Consider the following 17,819-nt stretch of genomic DNA (forward strand, 5'->3'; position numbering starts at 1 on the left):
TTGTCAAATGTAGCGATCGCCTGTATATTTTAACTCAGAATTAATAATTCCACATCATTGCTTTTTTGCAAACATCTGAGTTAAGGGGAATTGCATGGCAACTAAGAAACAGAAATGGTTTATAACAGCTTTCCAGATAAAAGGTTCAGTCATCTCAACTATTTATCAACAAGTGATATTTTGCGGGATGTTCGGCGTATTTATTTCTATCCTTCATCATTATAAACTACCCGTTTCTCAGCCAATTTTAGGGACTGTTATTCCCAGCATAGTTTTAGGTTTATTATTAGTATTCCGTACCAACACCGCTTATGAAAGGTTTTGGGAAGGTAGAAAAATTTGGGGTTCAATGGTAAATACTATCCGTAACCTAGCACGACAAATTTGGGTATCAGTTGATGAAAATTCTTTAGAAGATAAAGATAACAAAATCATAGCTTTAAATTTATTAGTAGCATTTGCCGTAGCAACAAAATTACACCTGAGAGGAGAAAAAATCAATTCAGAGTTAGAAGAATTAATGCCAGCAGAAAAATTCCAGAATCTAAAAATTGTCAATAACCCACCCATAGAAATTGCCTTTTGGATTGGCGATTATTTACAACAACAGTATAATTCCCATAACTTAAATAGTTACCAATTAATATCCATGCAAGAATTATTGAATAATTTAGTGGATAACTTAGGAGCTAGTGAAAGAATACTGAAAACACCAATGCCTCTAGCTTATGCCATACATTTAAAACAATTACTATTATTGTATTGTTTATTACTACCATTTCAAGTTGTCGCAAGTTTGGATTTGTGGACAGGGATAATTTCGGCTTTAGTGAGTTTTAGTTTATTAGGAATTGAAGCTATTGGTTTAGAAATTGAAAATCCTTTTGGTTATGATACCAATGATTTACCTTTGGATAATATTTGCACTAACATGAAACGCAACATTGATGATTTAATGAGTTTAAGACCTAGTGTGCAGTCATATAGCCACAAAAATATATGATTTCTAGATAATATTGATATCTATTATTTATGTAGAAGTGAAAATACTTTTTCAATAAATTGATCATATATTGTTGATTCTTTGTCCAGTATTTCTGTCAAATTGAAGTAAGCAGAGATTGTAGGATCATTCTGAATCCGATTATTTACTTCAGGTGTAATACAACTAGCAATAAGAATAGTTGTAACTGTGGGATTTATACGCAATGCTTCTTCAAAAGATTTTTTAGCAGCACCATAACGTTCTAATGCACCAGCAGGATCAGTTCCTCCTTTCACTTCAATCACACCAACTGTTGCACCCTGGTTATTCAGAAATGAAACATCTGGCTCTTTTGAGAAAAGAATGGAATTATGGTTAGCTAATTTCACCCCCCGATAAGCTTCTATATTTCCTAGTAGTTCTTCAATTTTATGAGGATTATATGCTTCAAGTTCACTAATCTTGCGTGGAATAAAAGCAGCTATTAAATTACGTTCTTTTGCCTCTTTGATAAGTAATCGCTGTACAACCTTTTCAGCTTCTTCTCCAATAGCATTACGCCAAGAACCATCAATTTGCGCTCCGGTTGAAGCTAGTAGTATGCCATATAATTCTGCTTGTGTCAGGCTTTCAATTGAACTATCAATAATCAGAGATATATGTTCATTAAATAATCGGGAAAGTGCCAAAGCTTTATCTTCTGTTAGATTATAGTTATTTTCTTCATCAGCTTCAATTTTTTTTAAATTTATTTTAGCTAAATACTGAACTGCTTTTTGAGGAAGTGCAGCTATATTCCGATAATAGGCTAATAAAGAAGAGTATTCTCGAATTAACCTGGGGTGGCAAAATATTTGAATGAGTTGCAATTCAGGATGGTTACTAATATAGTTAAACGCATCTTCTCCAATACCCCAGTTTTTCCAATTTTCCCAGCTATATAAATCCTTGACTGCTAATAAGGCAGCAATTTTGGATTGAAAAGATAGTGTTTTGTATTCTTTAAGTTTGCGATAAAAGAATGTTGAACGTAAACGATAGTTTATACGAATATCCTCGTCTGTCATGATATTTATTTTTCCCAAATATAAACACATTTACGCAGTTCTGTACGTCCATAATTTCCCATTTGTTGGCTGCTATTTCCTTTTCCTCTTCCTAATGTCCAAATATATCGAGTTGTCAGTCCAAAAGACTCTGCTATATCTGATAGAATTAAATCTACAGGAATTTCTTCCCCTGCATATTTGACATTATCATTAACTATTGCGATTATGCCACCTGATTGGAGAATGCGACTTAGTTCATAAATGACAAAACACATTTCATAAAAGTAATTATGTACCATTCTGGCAATATTTTTATTATTTAAAGTCCCTTCATTCTTATTTTTTTCTAAAATCATTAATATTTCTTGTAATGCCTCCTGTTGTTTAAAAACAGAATCTATTTTTAAGAAAATTTGCTCACATTGTTTACTTTTATAATATTCTTCTAAATATGTGCGTTTATCACGATTTTCTACTGTACATGAAAGCATTTGCTGACGCAGATTTTTGACTTGATCTTCACCACATCCTAAAAATGCAAGCTCAAGAGCATAGGTACGAGTGTAATCATATCTATTTAGATATGGTGGTGATGTAATAACGAAATCAACACTATCACCTGGAACAGTAGGAAGAATTTCTAAACATGAACCTTCATAAAGTTTAGGTTCTACATTTTCCAGATCACCAAATTTGTTATGAGAAAATTGTGGTAGCTGATTATCATTAAATAAATCTAATTGTATGGAATTTAACTCTAAGTCTGATATAATTTGCTTAAGCTTTTGTTCAATTGCTTCTTCAAAAGATAAAATTGCTCCTTTATTAAATTCAGATTTACTTTTTGAACGTCCTGAACGGAAATCCCAGCGGAGATATTGCCCATCTTTTCTAGTATAACTAATATCTTCAAGGATACAAAAAGCTGCATATATCAGCATTTTTTGGATATTATGATCTGTAATCAAATCATGGCAATATGATAAATAGCCTACTAGTTGCTTTTCATTAATTTCGGAAAATGCCCCACGAGTAATTTTTAAATGATTAAAGGTAAAACTATCTTTACAGTAGCTTTTGTAATCTATTTTTTGCAGTTTATATATTAATTTTTTAAATTCCTGTATATCTATTTTTTGAGATATTATTCTAGCTTCAGTAGCAAAAATACCAACTGGTAAAAGTTCAATCCCCGTGGTTATCCATCCTAATTCACTAGCAGTAAATAGTGCTGTTCCACTTCCTGAAAATGGATCTATTAATATTCCTGGATTAGGCTTGAATGTTTGCAGAATGTAGGTAACTAGACGTTCTGAAAATCCTTCTCTATATTTTAACCAAGAATAAAAAGGAGTTTGTTTATTACCTTGATAACTAACCAAATTTCTATCTAAAGAAGGATTATGTGTGATCTTAGATTGAAATTTTTCATAAAGCATTGCTCTGGCACATAAAGAAGATAATATAGGCATAAATTTAGTAAGTATTCAATAAATTAGATTCAGTTCGCAGTATTTCATCTAAAATTTTCTACAATTGCCTAATCCCGATTTCCAAACCCTCACAGACACCAGTAAGAAAATCTAAATCCAAACTGGCAATAGTATCACTTGGTTTGTGATAATTGGGATTTCGCAAAAATGCAGTATCTGTCACCATCATTGCTGGATAACCCTGATCCCAAAAAGGTGCATGATCACTAAGTCGAGTTTGGGGAACTAGTAAACCCCGATTGGGTGCTGGTAGCCATTGACTAGACACACCTGCTTGGCGAATACTGCTACTCAAACTAATTAAATCGCCCAAAGTCCGCCAATTACCAATTAAACCGATAAAGTCTCCCGTATTGGGGTAAAACTTGTCTAAAAAAGCTGGGTATCTTTGCGAACCAGGAGTAAAATCCCGATAGCCTAGCATTTCCAAAGAAATCATCAAGCGTAGAGGTTGTTCTTGTTTACGTAATGAATCAGCATAATCAGCACTACCTAATAAGCCGTATTCTTCCATATCAAAAGCAACAAGTCGCAAAGGATATTTAGCTGGTATTTGGGCAAAACTGCGAGCAAACTCTAACAACACAGCCACACCAGTAGCATTATCATCAGCAGCCACTGTACCAGGTACACCATCATAATGAGCGCCTATTAAAATGGGTGGTAACTCTGTTTTTTGCCTTTTTGCTTGGGCTGGTAAATTTAAAATCAGGTTTTTACAGGTTTTACTCCTGACTTGAAAGGTGTGGATTTCCACACTTCCCCATTGTGCAAATTGTTGGCGAATGTATTCTTGAACAAAGAAATGTCCGGCACTCGCCATATAGGGATCCCGTTCCCGTGCTATTTCTTGGAGATGATTTTGTAATCGTTGTTTTAAAGTCAAATTGGTGATTGGTGATTGGTGATTGGGAAAATATTCTCCCCCTATTCCCTATTCCCTGTTCCCTCTCTTCAAATGCTATCCTAGTTTGGCAAGTAGCACCTTAAGCTAAAATTTCTCTAATTATCTAAATTATTGAATGTAATGATGATAATTATACCATTGGGCGGTTTTTATCATTTAGCAGCAAGCTAGAAGTAGCGCCATCCAATCATAATAGATGTACAGGACACGCTTAGGAGACAAGTAACGCATGGGCAAGGTAGTCGGCATCGACTTGGGTACAACCAACTCAGTAGTCGCCGTAATGGAGGGTGGCAAGCCGGTGGTGATTGCCAATGCTGAAGGTATGCGAACCACTCCATCTGTTGTTGGCTTCAGCAAAGAAGGTGAAAGGGTGGTTGGGCAAATGGCACGACGGCAAACTGTTCTTAATCCCCAAAATACCTTTTTTGCAGTTAAACGCTTCATTGGGCGGAAATATGGTGAACTCAACCCGGATTCTAAGCGTGTACCATACACCATTCGTAAAGATGAACTGGGTAGTATTAAAGTTGCCTGTCCTCGTTTAAATAAAGAATTTGCCCCAGAAGAAATTTCAGCTATGGTGCTGAAGAAATTGGCAGATGATGCTGGTCGTTATTTGGGAGACACTGTCACCGGGGCTGTAATCACTGTTCCGGCTTATTTTAATGATTCCCAACGCCAAGCTACCCGTGATGCTGGAAGAATTGCTGGTTTAGATGTTTTGCGAATTCTCAATGAACCGACTGCGGCTTCTTTGGCTTACGGATTAGATCGGGGTGAAACGGAAACTATCTTGGTTTTTGATTTGGGTGGTGGAACTTTTGATGTGTCGATTTTGGAAGTAGGTGACGGCATATTTGAGGTGAAAGCCACTAGTGGAGATACGCAATTAGGTGGTAATGATTTTGACAGAAAGATAGTTGATTGGTTGGCAGAACAATTTTTGGAAGCAGAGAGTGTAGATTTAAGACGCGATCGCCAAGCTTTACAAAGGTTAATGGAAGCCGCAGAAAAAGCCAAAATTGAACTTTCTGCTGTCAGTGTCACCGATATTAATCTACCCTTCATCACCGCCACAGAGGATGGTCCCAAACACCTGGAAACACGCTTGACGCGATCGCAATTTGAAGGCTTATGTGGTGACTTAATCAGTCGGGTACGCACACCAGTCAAAAGGGCGCTGAAAGATGCCGGACTTTCCCCAGTAGATATTGAAGAAGTTGTACTAGTAGGCGGTTCCACCAGGATACCAATGGTAAAACAGCTAGTGCGGGACTTGATAGGCATTGAACCCAACGAAAACGTCAACCCTGATGAAGTTGTGGCCGTAGGTGCAGCGATTCAAGCCGGGATTTTAGCCGGTGAACTCAAAGATGTATTGCTGTTAGATGTCACACCCCTATCTTTAGGACTGGAAACCATTGGTGGTGTGATGAAAAAACTCATTCCCCGTAACACCACAATACCAGTAAGACGCTCGGACATTTTTTCCACCTCAGAAAATAACCAAAACAGCGTAGAAATCCACGTTGTTCAAGGTGAGAGGGAAATGGCAGCAAATAACAAGTCTTTGGGACGATTTAAGTTATATGGCATCCCCCCGGCACCCAGAGGTATACCCCAAGTTCAAGTATCTTTTGATATTGATGCCAACGGTATATTACAGGTAACGGCTTTAGATCGTACCACCGGTAGAGAACAGAGTATTACAATTCAAGGCGCTTCGACTTTGAGTGAATCAGAAGTAAATCGGATGATTCAAGATGCTCAAAAATATGCTGATGTTGACCGGGAAAGAAAAGAACGGGTAGAAAAACGCACTCGTTCCGAAGCATTGATTTTACAAGCAGAACGGCAATTGAGGGAAGTAGCCTTAGAAATGGGGATGCAGTTCGCCCGTAACCGTCGTCAACGCATTGACAATATTTGCCGGGAACTGCGTGACAGTTTAAAAGATAATGATGATCGCGGTATTGACCAAGCTTACTCTGACCTACAAGATGCTCTGTATGAGCTAAATCGGGAAGTCCGTGAGTATTATGCTGAAGATGAAGATGAAGACCTATTTGGTGCCATCCGTGACATCTTCACTGGTGATAAAGAACGGGAACGCGATTATCCCAGAGAAACCTATCGGGAACGCGATTCTAATAACAGAGACTATAGTCGAGACTATGGTAAAGACTATGGTAGAGACAATCGTTCTCCCTCTTATGATAGTCCTCCACCACGCCGCAGCCGTCCCACCTACCAGGATAATTGGGATGAAGACGATGATTGGCTCTAAGGTAATTTTAGATTTTGGATTTTAGATTCAGGAGTCAGGAGGCAGGAGGCAGGAGGCAGAAGGCAGAAGAAAGATAAATATTAATTAGCAGTTCCCTGTTCCCTGTTCCCTGTTCCCTGTTAAGAGTTCCCACTGATAACTGATTACAGATAACTCATTATGCAAAATTTGCAAAATTTCCGCGATTATTACGAGATTTTGGGAGTAAATAAAGAAGCCTCTAGCGAAGAAATTAAAAAGGTTTATCGCAGGTTAGCAAGGCAATATCACCCTGATCTTAATCCAGGTAACAAAGAAGCAGAAGAAAAATTTAAGACGATTGGGGAGGCTTATGAAATTCTTTCCGATCCCAGCCGGCGATCGCAATACGACCAGTTTAGCCGCTACTGGAAACAAAAAGGCTTTGCTGGTGGTAAACAGACACCAAAACCCAAAGCTTGGGGAGATAATCGCGCTAACGGTCGCAGCGGTCAAGATGTAGACCCTAGCGAATTTCCTGATTTTGAAAGTTTTATTAATCAGGTCATTGGTGTTAGCAGTCGCAAAGATAGCAGAACTACAGCAGATAATACAACCACTACTGACCCATTTAGGACTCCCAGAACCAAAGTTTCATATACAGTTAACACCCCACCCCGAAGCACTCGTAGGGATATAGAAGCCAGATTAACTTTACCACTAGAAAAAGCTTATCAAGGTGGTAATGAAAGAATACGATTAGAAGATGGGCGATCGCTCGAAGTAACTATGCCCCCTGCTATGGTAACAGGTCAAACCATCCGCTTACGAAATCAAGGCATCTCTGGTGGCGATTTATACTTAAAAATTACCGTTGAACCCCATCCTTTATTTAAATTAGAAGGTGCAAATATCTTCTGTCAAGTTCCAGTGACTCCTAGTGAAGCGGTTTTAGGAGGACAAGTCGAAGCACCAACTCTTGACGGTCCTGTCAAAATGACCATTCCTCCTGCTGTGCGGTCTGGACAAAGATTTCGTTTAGCTAACAAAGGCTACCCAGGTGAAAACGGAAAACGTGGTGATCAATTAGTAGAAGTTCAGATAGTTACACCTAAAAATATTACAGATGAAGAAAGACAGCTTTATGAAAAATTGCGGGAAGTAGAAACTTTTAAACCTCGTGCGGATTTAATTTAATATAGCAGGGAACAGGGAACAGGGAACAGGGAACAGAGTTGAAAGTCTTTTAGTGTATGGATTTTTGACGTTAATCGTGTATGTCATTCAAGTGCATACCGCTATAGTATGAAGCAAATTAAATAATAATGAATTGTAAGCTTACAAAGCTTGAAATGATTACCTGGTAAACATTTCAGGCTATTTTTTTATAAAAAATTGAACTGCGGAATCTGGGATTCAAGACTATTCTTCTCTTCTTCTAATTCTTCCTCCTGACTCCTGACTCCTAACCCTAACGAAAAGACTTTTTCTGCAAACCCTATTTAATTCTTTCCCCTACTCCCTGCACCCCTATTTGTATCAACCTTAAAGTCACACCGTATGACTGCTGACTAGCAATTAACTTTATTTCTTGTACTTATTGTGAATTTTCTGTTAAATTAGCCTTAAACTACTATAAATCTATAAAGTTACCGTGGTTTGAAAATGATACCCTTAAGGATAGGGTGGTCTTCCAGACTACTGGTAATAGGCGTAGAATTCCGTTCTATCTTCAGTGAGGAATCAGTCAATGAGGCCTATGTTGATGATTGCCAATTTTTGGTATAAACAATAACAAGCTATGAAAACCCTGATTAAAATTGGTGTTTTAGCACATCGAGATACACAGCATACGCTACAAACCTGGCAAAAAACAGCGGATTATCTCTCTTCGGAACTGCCTGAATATCACTTTGTGATTGTTCCCCTGGATTTTACCCAGATTGGGTTAGCTATTGAACAGAATGCGGTGGAATTTGTGATTACAAGTTCAGGGATATATGTGGAATTTGAAGCTCTTTATGAAGTAAATCGTTTGGCAACGCTCAAGCATTTGCGGATGGGACAAGCTTACACCATGTTTGGTGGGGTAATTTTCTGTAAAGCTGATTGTGAACATATCCAAACTCTAACTGATTTACGAGGTAAACGGTTTGTTGCTGTAGCAGAAAATTCTCTTGGGGGATGGCGATCTGCATGGAGAGAAATTGCGGAAGCAGGTATTAATCCTTACCGAGATTTTCAGAGTTTGCACTTTACCAATAGTCATGATGCCGTTGTCTATACCATTCAGCAAGGTCAGGCAGATGCAGGAACTATTTCCACAAATGTCATAGAACAGATGGCATTGGAAGGAAAAGTTGACCTGAAAACCTTCAAAATCATTAATCAGCAGACGCAGTATGGAGAAAAGTTTCCCTTTGCTTTGAGTACGGAATTATACCCAGAATGGCCGTTTGCTGTCACTCCTAAAACTCCGAGTGAATTGGCAGAACAAGTAGCGATCGCACTGCTGAAATTACCAAAAAATCATCCCGCAGCAACAGCAGCAAAATCAGAAGGTTGGACTATTCCCCTGAATTATCAATCTGTTCATGAGTGCTTTCAAGTTTTACAGGTTCATCCTTACAAAGATTTCGGCAAAACAACTTCCAGTTTTCAACTAGCCGTCAAGGGTTCAAATGATGGGTTGTGGGATTGGAATCTAGAAACCAACGAAGTCTTCTTTTCTACACGCTGGAAAGAAATGTTGGGGTATGCTGATGCCGAAATATCCAATCACTTTCAAGAATGGAAACAGCGTTTACATCCAGATGATGGCGATCGCGTTTTGACAACTTTTCAGCAATACTTTAAAGGACAACTTGCCACCTATGAACAAGAATATCGCCTCCAACATCGTAACGGCAATTATCTCTGGGTACTTTGCCGAGGCACATTATTACGCGATGTTTGGGATCAACCATATCGCATGGCAGGTTCTCACACTGATATTACCCAACGCAAACAAGCTGAAGAAGAATTGCGACAATCAGAATTACAGCTAAAAACCCAAACTCAGCATCTGCAACAGGCATTGAAAGAGTTGCAGCAAACACAAATGCAATTGATTCACAGTGAAAAAATGTCCAGCTTAGGACAACTAGTAGCAGGAATTGCTCACGAAATTAATAATCCTGTAAACTTCATTTATGGCAATCTCAACTATTTAGAAGAATATGTTCAAGGCTTATTCAATATAGTTCAAACTTTCCAACAAAGCTATCCCCAACCCGTAAATGCAGTTCAGATAGCAATGGAAAAATTTGAATTCGGATTTGTTAGTAACGACCTACCGCAACTGCTCAAATCCATGCGGTTTGGCAGCGAACGAATTAGAAAAATTGTCCATTCCCTGCGAAATTTCTCGCGTTTGGATGAAGCAGAAATCAAACCAGTGGATATTCATGAAGGAATCGAAAATGCACTGTTAATTTTGCAGCATCGTTTAAAGGGTAATTTTCATCAATCTCCGATAGTTATTAATAAAGAATATGGTAATTTGCCAGTCATCGAATGTTCTCCAGGGCAACTGAACCAGGTATTTATGAATATATTAAGTAATGCTATAGATGCCTTGGAAGAAACCATTGTTCATAAGCAGAATAATTTTATTCCTACCATTACTATTAGGACAAATATGATAGATAGGTGGGTTTTTATTCACATTGCAGATAACGGATTAGGTATGGGAGAAGATACCAAGCTACGAGTATTTGACCCATTCTTTACAACTAAACCAGTTGGACAAGGAACAGGATTAGGATTATCAATTAGCTATCAAATCGTAGTTGAACGGCATAGTGGTAAACTGGATTTATTCTCAGAACCTGGACAGGGAACAGAGTTGAAGATTCAGCTTCCTGTGGGTCGATAGTTGGTAGTTTGAATCTAGGGTTGTTCTCTACTCATGCTCAAAATCTGAAACTTACAGGACTAGGCGATCGCTTCAATACAAAGTGACAGGTGACAGAGAAACACCAGAGAATTACCAGTCCACAATCCCCAATCACCAATTTTTCAACACCTTTGACCTATCTTGTCTCCAAATTACCAGGATTTATAAGTTCATACTTTTCAAAAGGTTGATGAATCCAAGGGTTATCAGCTAGATAATCAGTATAATAATCTGGAGTAATAACTGAACAAGCTTTATACCAAATTACAGCAGTACGGATTTCCTCAATAGGAAACTCACTATGTTCTTTTAGCCAAGGAACAGTTTGCTGTAGAGTTATCCCAGAGTCCACTAAATCATCTACCAGCAGAATCCGGGAACCTAACTTGTCAGTAGTCATCGTTAAGTGAGAGGAAACGATTAAACTGCTCCTTTCTTGTTTACCCCCACCACTGTAAGATGATGTAGCTAAAATTGCCAGAGGTTGATTATATATCCGAGAAAGAATATCTCCTACTCTTAGTCCCCCTCTAGCAAGACAGACAATTTGATTGAACTCCCAACCTGATTGATAAATCTTGACAGCTAATTGTTCAATTTTAAGGTGATAATCTGACCAAGAAACGTGGAGGTCTGACATAAAACTCAGGGAAATATTTTTTAGTTAGCACTGAAAGCAAATCCAAACTATCTTAATATGAGTGTAAGTAATTATGAACAATTCTAATAGTGAAAAATTAGTCAATGAAAAGTTAGATTTGAAAACAAAACTTGCTTATGGTGCTGGAGATTTAGGCCCAGCTATTACTTCTAATATTGCTATATTTTTTCTGCTGGTGTTTTTTACTAATGTAGCGGGGATTCCCGCTGGTTTAGCAGGCAGTATTTTGATGATTGGTAAAATTTGGGATGCTGTCAATGATCCAATTGTAGGTTTATTGACTGACAAAACTAAATCTCGTCGCTGGGGTCGTCGTTTACCTTGGTTATTATATGGTGCAATTCCCTTTGGGATTTTCTTTTTCTTGCAATGGATTGTACCACAATTTAGCTCTGAACCCAGTAGTAATATGTGGCCATTGTTTTGGTATTACGTTGCTATTGGGGTCATGTCTCAAGTGTTCTTTACAGTGGTCAATTTGCCTTATACGGCAATGACACCAGAACTATCTCAAGATTACGATGAACGAACTAGTTTAAACAGCTATCGCTTTACTTTTTCCATTGGTGGCAGTATTTTATCACTGATTTTAGCCCAGATAGTTTTTTCTGTGATTGCTAATCCTCAACAACAGTATCTAGTATTAGCAGCCATTTGTACTGTAATTTCGGTTTTATCCTTATATTGGTGCGTTTATGGAACACGCGATCGCATCATGGCTTTTGAAGCCAAACGCATTCAATTAGCAGAACCTCCAGAAATTCCCTTCTTTGAACAAATAAAAATTGCCTTCAGCAATCGACCTTTTCTATTTGTTATCGCTATCTATCTTTTCTCTTGGCTGGGTGTACAAATTACCGCTAGTATTATTCCCTATTTTGTACTCTACTGCATGGGACTAAAAAATTCAGAAGTTCCCACAGTTTTAATTGCAGTCCAAGCAACAGCTTTATTAATGTTATTTGTCTGGAGTAATCTCAGTAAAAAATATGGTAAAAAAATTGTTTATTTTCTAGGAATGAGTTTATGGATAATCGCTGCTGGAGGACTATTTTTTTTACAGCCGAATCAAATTGGATTAATGTATGTGATGGCTATAATGGCAGGTTGTGGAGTTTCTACAGCTTATTTAATTCCTTGGTCAATGATTCCCGATGTCATTGAATTAGACGAACTCCAAACCGGACAAAGACGGGAAGGAGTTTTTTATGGTTTCATGGTCTTATTGCAAAAATTTGGTTTAGCCTTTGGCTTATTTTTAGTAGGTAATGCTTTACAAGCATCCGGTTTTAAAGCAGCTGTAATTGGACAAAATACCTTACCTATACAACCTGATTCTGCATTGTTAGCTATTAGAATTGCAGTGGGTCCCATACCCACAATTTGTTTAATTATTGGCTTGATTTTGACTTTTTTCTATCCCATTACCCGCGAAATGCACGCGGAAATTATGCTGAAGTTGCAAGAAAGGAGAGAGAATAATTCTTAGAGGATGTTTGAAAAGTATCAGAATTAATCGAGATCCTCCCAACCCCCCTTAAAAAGGGTCTAAATTCCTCAAAGTCCCCCTTAAAAAGGGGGATTTAGGGGGATCTGCGGGTGTTAAATCCCACACGAAAAAGTTTTCAAACAACCTCTTAGGTTTTCTCTCCCAATTTTTGTTTGATACGTGGATATAAATTGAACCTGACAATTTTTGCTTTCTCCTTTCAGAAACTCTACATTAGGCTATAAAATGCTATATTAACATCTTTACATCCCCAAATGAAGCGTATTTAAAGTAATGGTATCAGTATTTAAAACACTCAATCCCAATTAAAGGTTCACAATCAAGAAAATCCTGCCAAAATTCTTGACCAAATTCCTTTATTCCTTCAGGAGAAACTTGTGGTTTTTGCCAACAAATATCTTTAAAGCCAACACTTTGAAATGCCCATTGATATGTATCTTTGCTGAGGTAATAGTTATCAAAACTGAATTTATTTCCATCAACAAAAAATGTATATTGTATAGCTGTCCCTTCTTGTAGTGGTTTAGAAATACTTTTAATAAAACCATATTTTTCAGTTGTGAGATAGGAACTAGGAGATTGTTCACTATTGTTGTTTAAGGTCACAAAACGACCTCCCAGTTTGAGATTAGTGAATATGTTTCCACACATTTTTAGTAGTTGCTCTTTTGTTTGGGCATAATTTAGTAAATAAGAAGCCACAACAAGATCGAAACTGCCAATTTTTCCTAGTTCAAGTACATCACCGACAATATATTCAATATCAAGTTGTTGTTTAGCTTCTTCCTGTCTTGCAAGTTCCACCATTTTCTCGGAAATATCAACTCCTACAACGAGAGACGCACCTTTTTGTTTGAATTTTCTGGTGTAAAATCCTTCTCCACAAGCCAAATCAAGAATTGATTTACCCGTCAAATCACCAAGCATATTAAAATATGTAAATTTCTCAATATGGAGGCGTACTGGCAACTCTTTAGATTTTTTATATTCTTGAGATATATTATCGTAATGCTGTACCATTTTTTTGACCTATTCCTGACTACATTTATAGTTAAATAACCAAACCAAATTCATACATCTGTTATTGGACATAACCTAAAACTGAAACACCCCAACCCATTAAACCACCACCTAAAACCAACCATGCTGTATTGATGCGATAGCGAATAGCTAAAACTGCGGAAATCAAGAAAATAACTAAACCAAAAAAATCTATATAAGGCACTTTTTCTATAGTTAAAGTAACTATTCCTAATTGTAATGTAGTCACTACCATTAATGCTACCGCACTAACATTAACAGCATCTAGAAAAGCCCTTGTCCAAGATGAGGAACGTAACCAAGGAATGAGAGGGTTTAAAATAGCAACAAATAAGAATGAAGGTAGAAAAATTCCTACTGTTGCCACAATTGCCCCTGGTATATCAGCAATTATATAACCTATAAATGTAGCAGTGGAAAGCACTGGACCAGGTGTAAATTGACCGATAGCAACAGCATCTAATAATTGTTGTTGTGTTAACCAGCCATATTCATCTACTAATCCCCCTTGCAGAAATGCTATTAGTAAATATCCACCACCAAACAAGACACTACCAACTTTGAGAAAGAATAAACCTAATTTCCATAAAGGTACAGATGCTGCTGTTATAGATGTTCCTTGCCAAGTTGCACCAATAGTTAAACCAGCTATAACTAAATTAGTTTGATTACCATTTCGTAACCAAATCATTCCTAATATTCCACCTAATAATAAAGCGATAACTTCATTGACTTTAGCAAACCAAGTTATCAAGCCTACTGCTACAGCAATTATTAGTAATTGTCGGGTTTTTACCGCTTTTTTAGATAAACTCCAAAGGGCATTGATAATTATTCCTAGAACTGCTGGTTTAACCCCATACAGTAAAGGTGCAAACTGGGGTAAAGTACCATAATTAACATAAATCCAAGCAAATATACCTGTAATTAAAACAGCAGGTAAAATAAAACAAACACCTGCAATAATTAAGCCTAACCATCCTGCATAAATGTATCCTATATGAATAGCCATTTCTGTAGAATTTGGTCCGGGAATTAAGTTAGTCGCACCTAATAAATCCAAAAAATGTTCTCTTGTTAACCACTGACGACGCTTAACAACCTCATCTTCAATCATGGCAATATGGGCAACTGGTCCCCCAAAGCCGATAATGCCCAGTTTAAAAAAGAGTTTAGCGATTTCCCCTAAACGATTTAATGGCAAGTTATTCATTTTATTTCTGATGATGTTTATAATCTAAAAGACAGACAAGAGATGCAGAACCAGGTTTTGAATTACAAAAAAAATAGCCAAGTATACTAAACCGATTGATTTAGTGTAGTATAATCCAAACTCCCATTAAAAATCTAGTGGCTCTTTCAGTAGTAGCACTTGGTAAACTGTGCAGAATTGACTGTTAGCATTTATGGTTGACAGTCAATTTACTCTAAAATTGTGAATAGTAATTTCTCCAGGTTACAGCAGTATCAGTAAAGTCACTAAATACGCCATCTATACCCAAGTCAAAAAAGATTTTATATTCATCTTGGGGATTGTTTTGAAAGTTTAAGGGTAGGAATAAATTTTCATTACGAAATGTCCAAGCATGAACTAGTAAACCAGCTTGATGAGCATCTCTAAATAAGGATGTTGGTAACTTTAATTTACCATTTTCATCTCTGGGAATCAGTAAATTTTTATTCACTCCTATTGCTTGTGCATATTGAGAAATTTCTTTTAAACCTGCTGTCTTAATTAAATCTTGATATGTGCGATTATCATGGCTGGTAATAAAATCATAAGGTTTACCACAATCATTAATCAACTGCACTAAAGGTAAATCTGTTTTTTTGGCTAATTCTTGGAGATTTCCAACTTCAAATGACTGAATAAATATAGGTATATTAGTTTTTTGCAAATTTATTAATAGATTTTCTTCTAATGGCAAGCCAATGGATTTAAAATAAGTTGGATGTTTTGTTTCTGGATAAATTCCAATTATTCGACCTAGTTCTAAACTTTTATTTGTGGCTAAATCAATGATCTCTTGCAGTGTGGGAATTGTGAACAGCCCATTGTATATGGTATTTTGTGGACGTATTTGGGGGATGCGTTCTTTGGCGGTTAAGGTTTTTAATTCTGCTAAAGTGAAATCTTCTGTAAACCAGCCTGTTTTAACTTCACCATCAATAATTTTTGTAGTTTTAATATGAACGAATTCAGGATGATTTTCTATATCTGTAGTTTCAGAAATTTCATTTTCATGACGAGCAATTAAAACTCCGTCTTTGGTAATAACTAGGTCTGGTTCAATATAGTCAGCACCCAAATCAATTGCTAATTGATATGCTGCTAAAGTATGTTCGGGACGGTATCCACTAGCGCCTCGATGAGCGATAATAATAGGGGTTTGGTTGGTGATTTTTTTAGTCATAACCTAACACAACAATCTGCTGTATATGTAATATTACGTAGAATTTATTTTTGCAGTAATTAATTATTACAATATCTTAAAGTAACAGCTTTTACAACCTTTAGCTATTTAAAATAAAGATATACCATAGATAACTGAGAATTTCGTTACAGTTATGATGAACAATAATATAGAAGTAGTGTTCAGCTTTGATACAACTGGTAGTATGTATCCTTGTTTAACCCAGGTGCGGAAGAAAATCAAAAATACTGTCACCAGACTGATGGATGAACTTCCTTTGATCAAGATAGGAATTATAGCTCATGGTGACTATTGTGATGCAGATTCAACTTATGTGACAAAAATTTTGAATCTCTCTGGTGATGTTGATGAAATTTGTAATTTTGTTCAAAATGTTGCACCGACTGGTGGGGGAGATGCACCAGAATGTTATGAGTTAGTGTTACATGAAGCTCAATCTTTATCTTGGTCAAATTCTGCAAATAAATCATTAGTTTTAATTGGTGATGATATTCCTCATGCACCAGCACATAATCCTCAAAAGCTGAATTGGCGTAAAGAATTAGATAAGTTAGGTGATGCTGGAATTACGGTTTATGGAGTTCAAGCACTAAATCGTTCTCATGCTACACCTTTTTATCAAGAAATAGCTGAAAAATCAGGTGGTTTCCATATCACTCTTGACCAATTTTCCTATATTACTGATTTATTTTTAGCTGTTTGTTATCAACAATCATCAAATGAACAACTACAGGCTTATGAACAAGAAATAATTGAACAAGGGCGGATGAGTCGTGGGTTAAATAAAATATTTAATACCATGATGAAACGGGAAGGAGTTTCCTATTATGAGTCCACTGATTTAAGGGCGGTTTCTCCGGGACGTTTTCAAGTTTTAGATGTTGACCAAGATATTTCTATTAAGGCTTTTGTTTTGGAAAATGCTTTAAGATTTAAAGTAGGTAGGGGTTTCTATGAATTCACAAAGACAGAAACTATCCAAGCCAAAAAAGAAATTATTTTAATGGATAGGGAGACGGGTGATTTATTTGAAGGTAGTTCAGCTAGGGAAATGTTAGGTCTACCGATGGATGCCACGATACGGATAAAACCTAGTAATCTAGAAAAATATGTGGTATTTGTGCAAAGTACGTCAGCTAATCGCAAGTTGATTGGTAAAACTAGATTTTTATATGAAGTGGAAGATTGGGATAGTTGAGGATCAAGATGGTGTATTTATGAATTTGTAGGGGCGGAATGTGGGATAAATGATTGTTTGAACAAAAAAGTGAAGTGATCTGCTCAACCTGTCCCTACTGGAGTCTAACGTTAGCTGATATCGAATTAATATGAAGCTGCATAGAATGAAATATCCATCATAATTGACCGCAGATAAACGCAGATAAAGACGGATAAATTACTGGATTTCATAATTCTGTGTAGCATGGCATAAAATGGATATTAGGTTTGTAAGATTAACAATCGGGAGGATAGATGAATGGTGGACATAGATTAAGTTACTATTTATCAAGGACAATTAATTCCGTATTTTAGATTATTCGGTATATTGTCTT

At 36.8% G+C, this 17,819-nt stretch carries 13 protein-coding genes; 6 read left to right on the forward strand and 7 right to left on the reverse strand.

Annotated elements, in window-relative coordinates:
* Nucleotides 1-94: 94 nt before the first annotated feature.
* Nucleotides 95-1,003, forward strand: coding sequence for a bestrophin family protein (locus ACLLO5_RS19295; RefSeq protein WP_413172102.1), 909 nt, complete (start codon nucleotides 95-97; stop codon nucleotides 1,001-1,003).
* Between the two features lie 23 nt (nucleotides 1,004-1,026).
* Here the strand turns inward: ACLLO5_RS19295 and ACLLO5_RS19300 are convergent, their stop codons facing one another.
* Genes ACLLO5_RS19300 through ACLLO5_RS19310 form a run of 3 tightly spaced genes read right to left on the reverse strand, consistent with a single transcriptional unit; the run spans nucleotide 1,027 to nucleotide 4,413 of the window.
* Nucleotides 1,027-2,052 (reverse strand): XcyI family restriction endonuclease, encoded by a 1,026-nt coding sequence (locus tag ACLLO5_RS19300; protein WP_413172103.1) that lies wholly within the window; start codon nucleotides 2,050-2,052, stop codon nucleotides 1,027-1,029.
* Between the two features lie 5 nt (nucleotides 2,053-2,057).
* A complete protein-coding gene (locus tag ACLLO5_RS19305) occupies nucleotides 2,058-3,506 on the reverse strand; it encodes a site-specific DNA-methyltransferase (RefSeq protein WP_413172104.1) in 1,449 nt (482 codons plus the stop codon).
* A gap of 58 nt (nucleotides 3,507-3,564) precedes the next feature.
* Nucleotides 3,565-4,413, reverse strand: a complete 849-nt coding sequence (locus ACLLO5_RS19310; RefSeq protein ID WP_413172105.1) for a M28 family peptidase — start codon at nucleotides 4,411-4,413, stop codon at nucleotides 3,565-3,567.
* 250 nt (nucleotides 4,414-4,663) lie between these two features.
* Between ACLLO5_RS19310 and dnaK the strand changes: the two genes are divergently transcribed.
* The 3 genes from dnaK (at nucleotide 4,664) to ACLLO5_RS19325 (ending at nucleotide 10,598) form a co-directional block, all read left to right on the forward strand.
* Nucleotides 4,664-6,724, forward strand: a complete 2,061-nt coding sequence (gene dnaK, locus ACLLO5_RS19315; protein ID WP_413172106.1) for a molecular chaperone DnaK — start codon at nucleotides 4,664-4,666, stop codon at nucleotides 6,722-6,724.
* Nucleotides 6,725-6,883: 159 nt separating this feature from the next.
* On the forward strand, nucleotides 6,884-7,879 hold the full coding sequence (locus tag ACLLO5_RS19320; protein WP_413172107.1) for a DnaJ C-terminal domain-containing protein: 996 nt from the start codon (nucleotides 6,884-6,886) through the stop codon (nucleotides 7,877-7,879).
* Between the two features lie 604 nt (nucleotides 7,880-8,483).
* Nucleotides 8,484-10,598, forward strand: a complete 2,115-nt coding sequence (locus ACLLO5_RS19325; RefSeq protein ID WP_413172108.1) for a PhnD/SsuA/transferrin family substrate-binding protein — start codon at nucleotides 8,484-8,486, stop codon at nucleotides 10,596-10,598.
* A 157-nt stretch (nucleotides 10,599-10,755) separates the two neighbouring features.
* Here the strand turns inward: ACLLO5_RS19325 and ACLLO5_RS19330 are convergent, their stop codons facing one another.
* Entirely contained in the window at nucleotides 10,756-11,259 is a 504-nt protein-coding gene (locus ACLLO5_RS19330; protein WP_413172109.1) for a phosphoribosyltransferase, read from the reverse strand.
* Nucleotides 11,260-11,332: 73 nt separating this feature from the next.
* On the opposite strand from ACLLO5_RS19330, the gene ACLLO5_RS19335 reads away from it, so the two are divergent.
* Nucleotides 11,333-12,769, forward strand: coding sequence for an MFS transporter (locus ACLLO5_RS19335; RefSeq protein ID WP_413172110.1), 1,437 nt, complete (start codon nucleotides 11,333-11,335; stop codon nucleotides 12,767-12,769).
* A gap of 300 nt (nucleotides 12,770-13,069) precedes the next feature.
* Here ACLLO5_RS19335 and ACLLO5_RS19340 read toward each other — a convergent pair whose 3' ends face one another.
* The 3 genes from ACLLO5_RS19340 to ACLLO5_RS19350 all read right to left on the reverse strand — a co-directional run bounded on the left by ACLLO5_RS19340 (nucleotide 13,070) and on the right by ACLLO5_RS19350 (nucleotide 16,245).
* The gene (locus ACLLO5_RS19340) at nucleotides 13,070-13,810 is read right to left on the reverse strand and encodes a class I SAM-dependent methyltransferase (protein WP_413172111.1); all 741 of its coding nucleotides are present in this window, start codon (nucleotides 13,808-13,810) and stop codon (nucleotides 13,070-13,072) included.
* 61 nt (nucleotides 13,811-13,871) lie between these two features.
* Complete coding sequence (gene chrA, locus ACLLO5_RS19345) at nucleotides 13,872-15,044, reverse strand: chromate efflux transporter (protein ID WP_413172112.1); 1,173 nt, start codon at nucleotides 15,042-15,044, stop codon at nucleotides 13,872-13,874.
* Nucleotides 15,045-15,258: 214 nt separating this feature from the next.
* Complete coding sequence (locus ACLLO5_RS19350) at nucleotides 15,259-16,245, reverse strand: glycerophosphodiester phosphodiesterase (RefSeq protein WP_413172113.1); 987 nt, start codon at nucleotides 16,243-16,245, stop codon at nucleotides 15,259-15,261.
* Between the two features lie 157 nt (nucleotides 16,246-16,402).
* On the opposite strand from ACLLO5_RS19350, the gene ACLLO5_RS19355 reads away from it, so the two are divergent.
* On the forward strand, nucleotides 16,403-17,464 hold the full coding sequence (locus ACLLO5_RS19355) for a hypothetical protein (protein WP_413176136.1): 1,062 nt from the start codon (nucleotides 16,403-16,405) through the stop codon (nucleotides 17,462-17,464).
* Nucleotides 17,465-17,819 lie beyond the last annotated feature (355 nt).

This window comes from Anabaena azotica SJ-1, from assembly GCF_047275885.1.
In the GTDB taxonomy this organism is placed as follows: Bacteria; Cyanobacteriota; Cyanobacteriia; order Cyanobacteriales; family Nostocaceae; genus Trichormus_B; species Trichormus_B azotica_A.

Bases quoted from the DNA above. Each gene is read 5' to 3' on its own strand.
- ACLLO5_RS19355 (WP_413176136.1), top strand. From the start codon at position 16,403: ATGAACAATAATATAGAAGTAGTGTTCAGCTTTGATACAACTGGTAGT.
- ACLLO5_RS19335 (WP_413172110.1), top strand. From the start codon at position 11,333: ATGAACAATTCTAATAGTGAAAAATTAGTCAATGAAAAGTTAGATTTG.
- ACLLO5_RS19350 (WP_413172113.1), bottom strand. From the start codon at position 16,245: ATGACTAAAAAAATCACCAACCAAACCCCTATTATTATCGCTCATCGA.
- ACLLO5_RS19320 (WP_413172107.1), top strand. From the start codon at position 6,884: ATGCAAAATTTGCAAAATTTCCGCGATTATTACGAGATTTTGGGAGTA.
- chrA (WP_413172112.1), bottom strand. From the start codon at position 15,044: ATGAATAACTTGCCATTAAATCGTTTAGGGGAAATCGCTAAACTCTTT.
- ACLLO5_RS19295 (WP_413172102.1), top strand. From the start codon at position 95: ATGGCAACTAAGAAACAGAAATGGTTTATAACAGCTTTCCAGATAAAA.
- ACLLO5_RS19330 (WP_413172109.1), bottom strand. From the start codon at position 11,259: ATGTCAGACCTCCACGTTTCTTGGTCAGATTATCACCTTAAAATTGAA.
- ACLLO5_RS19300 (WP_413172103.1), bottom strand. From the start codon at position 2,052: ATGACAGACGAGGATATTCGTATAAACTATCGTTTACGTTCAACATTC.
- ACLLO5_RS19325 (WP_413172108.1), top strand. From the start codon at position 8,484: ATGAAAACCCTGATTAAAATTGGTGTTTTAGCACATCGAGATACACAG.
- ACLLO5_RS19305 (WP_413172104.1), bottom strand. From the start codon at position 3,506: ATGCCTATATTATCTTCTTTATGTGCCAGAGCAATGCTTTATGAAAAA.
- dnaK (WP_413172106.1), top strand. From the start codon at position 4,664: ATGGGCAAGGTAGTCGGCATCGACTTGGGTACAACCAACTCAGTAGTC.
- ACLLO5_RS19340 (WP_413172111.1), bottom strand. From the start codon at position 13,810: ATGGTACAGCATTACGATAATATATCTCAAGAATATAAAAAATCTAAA.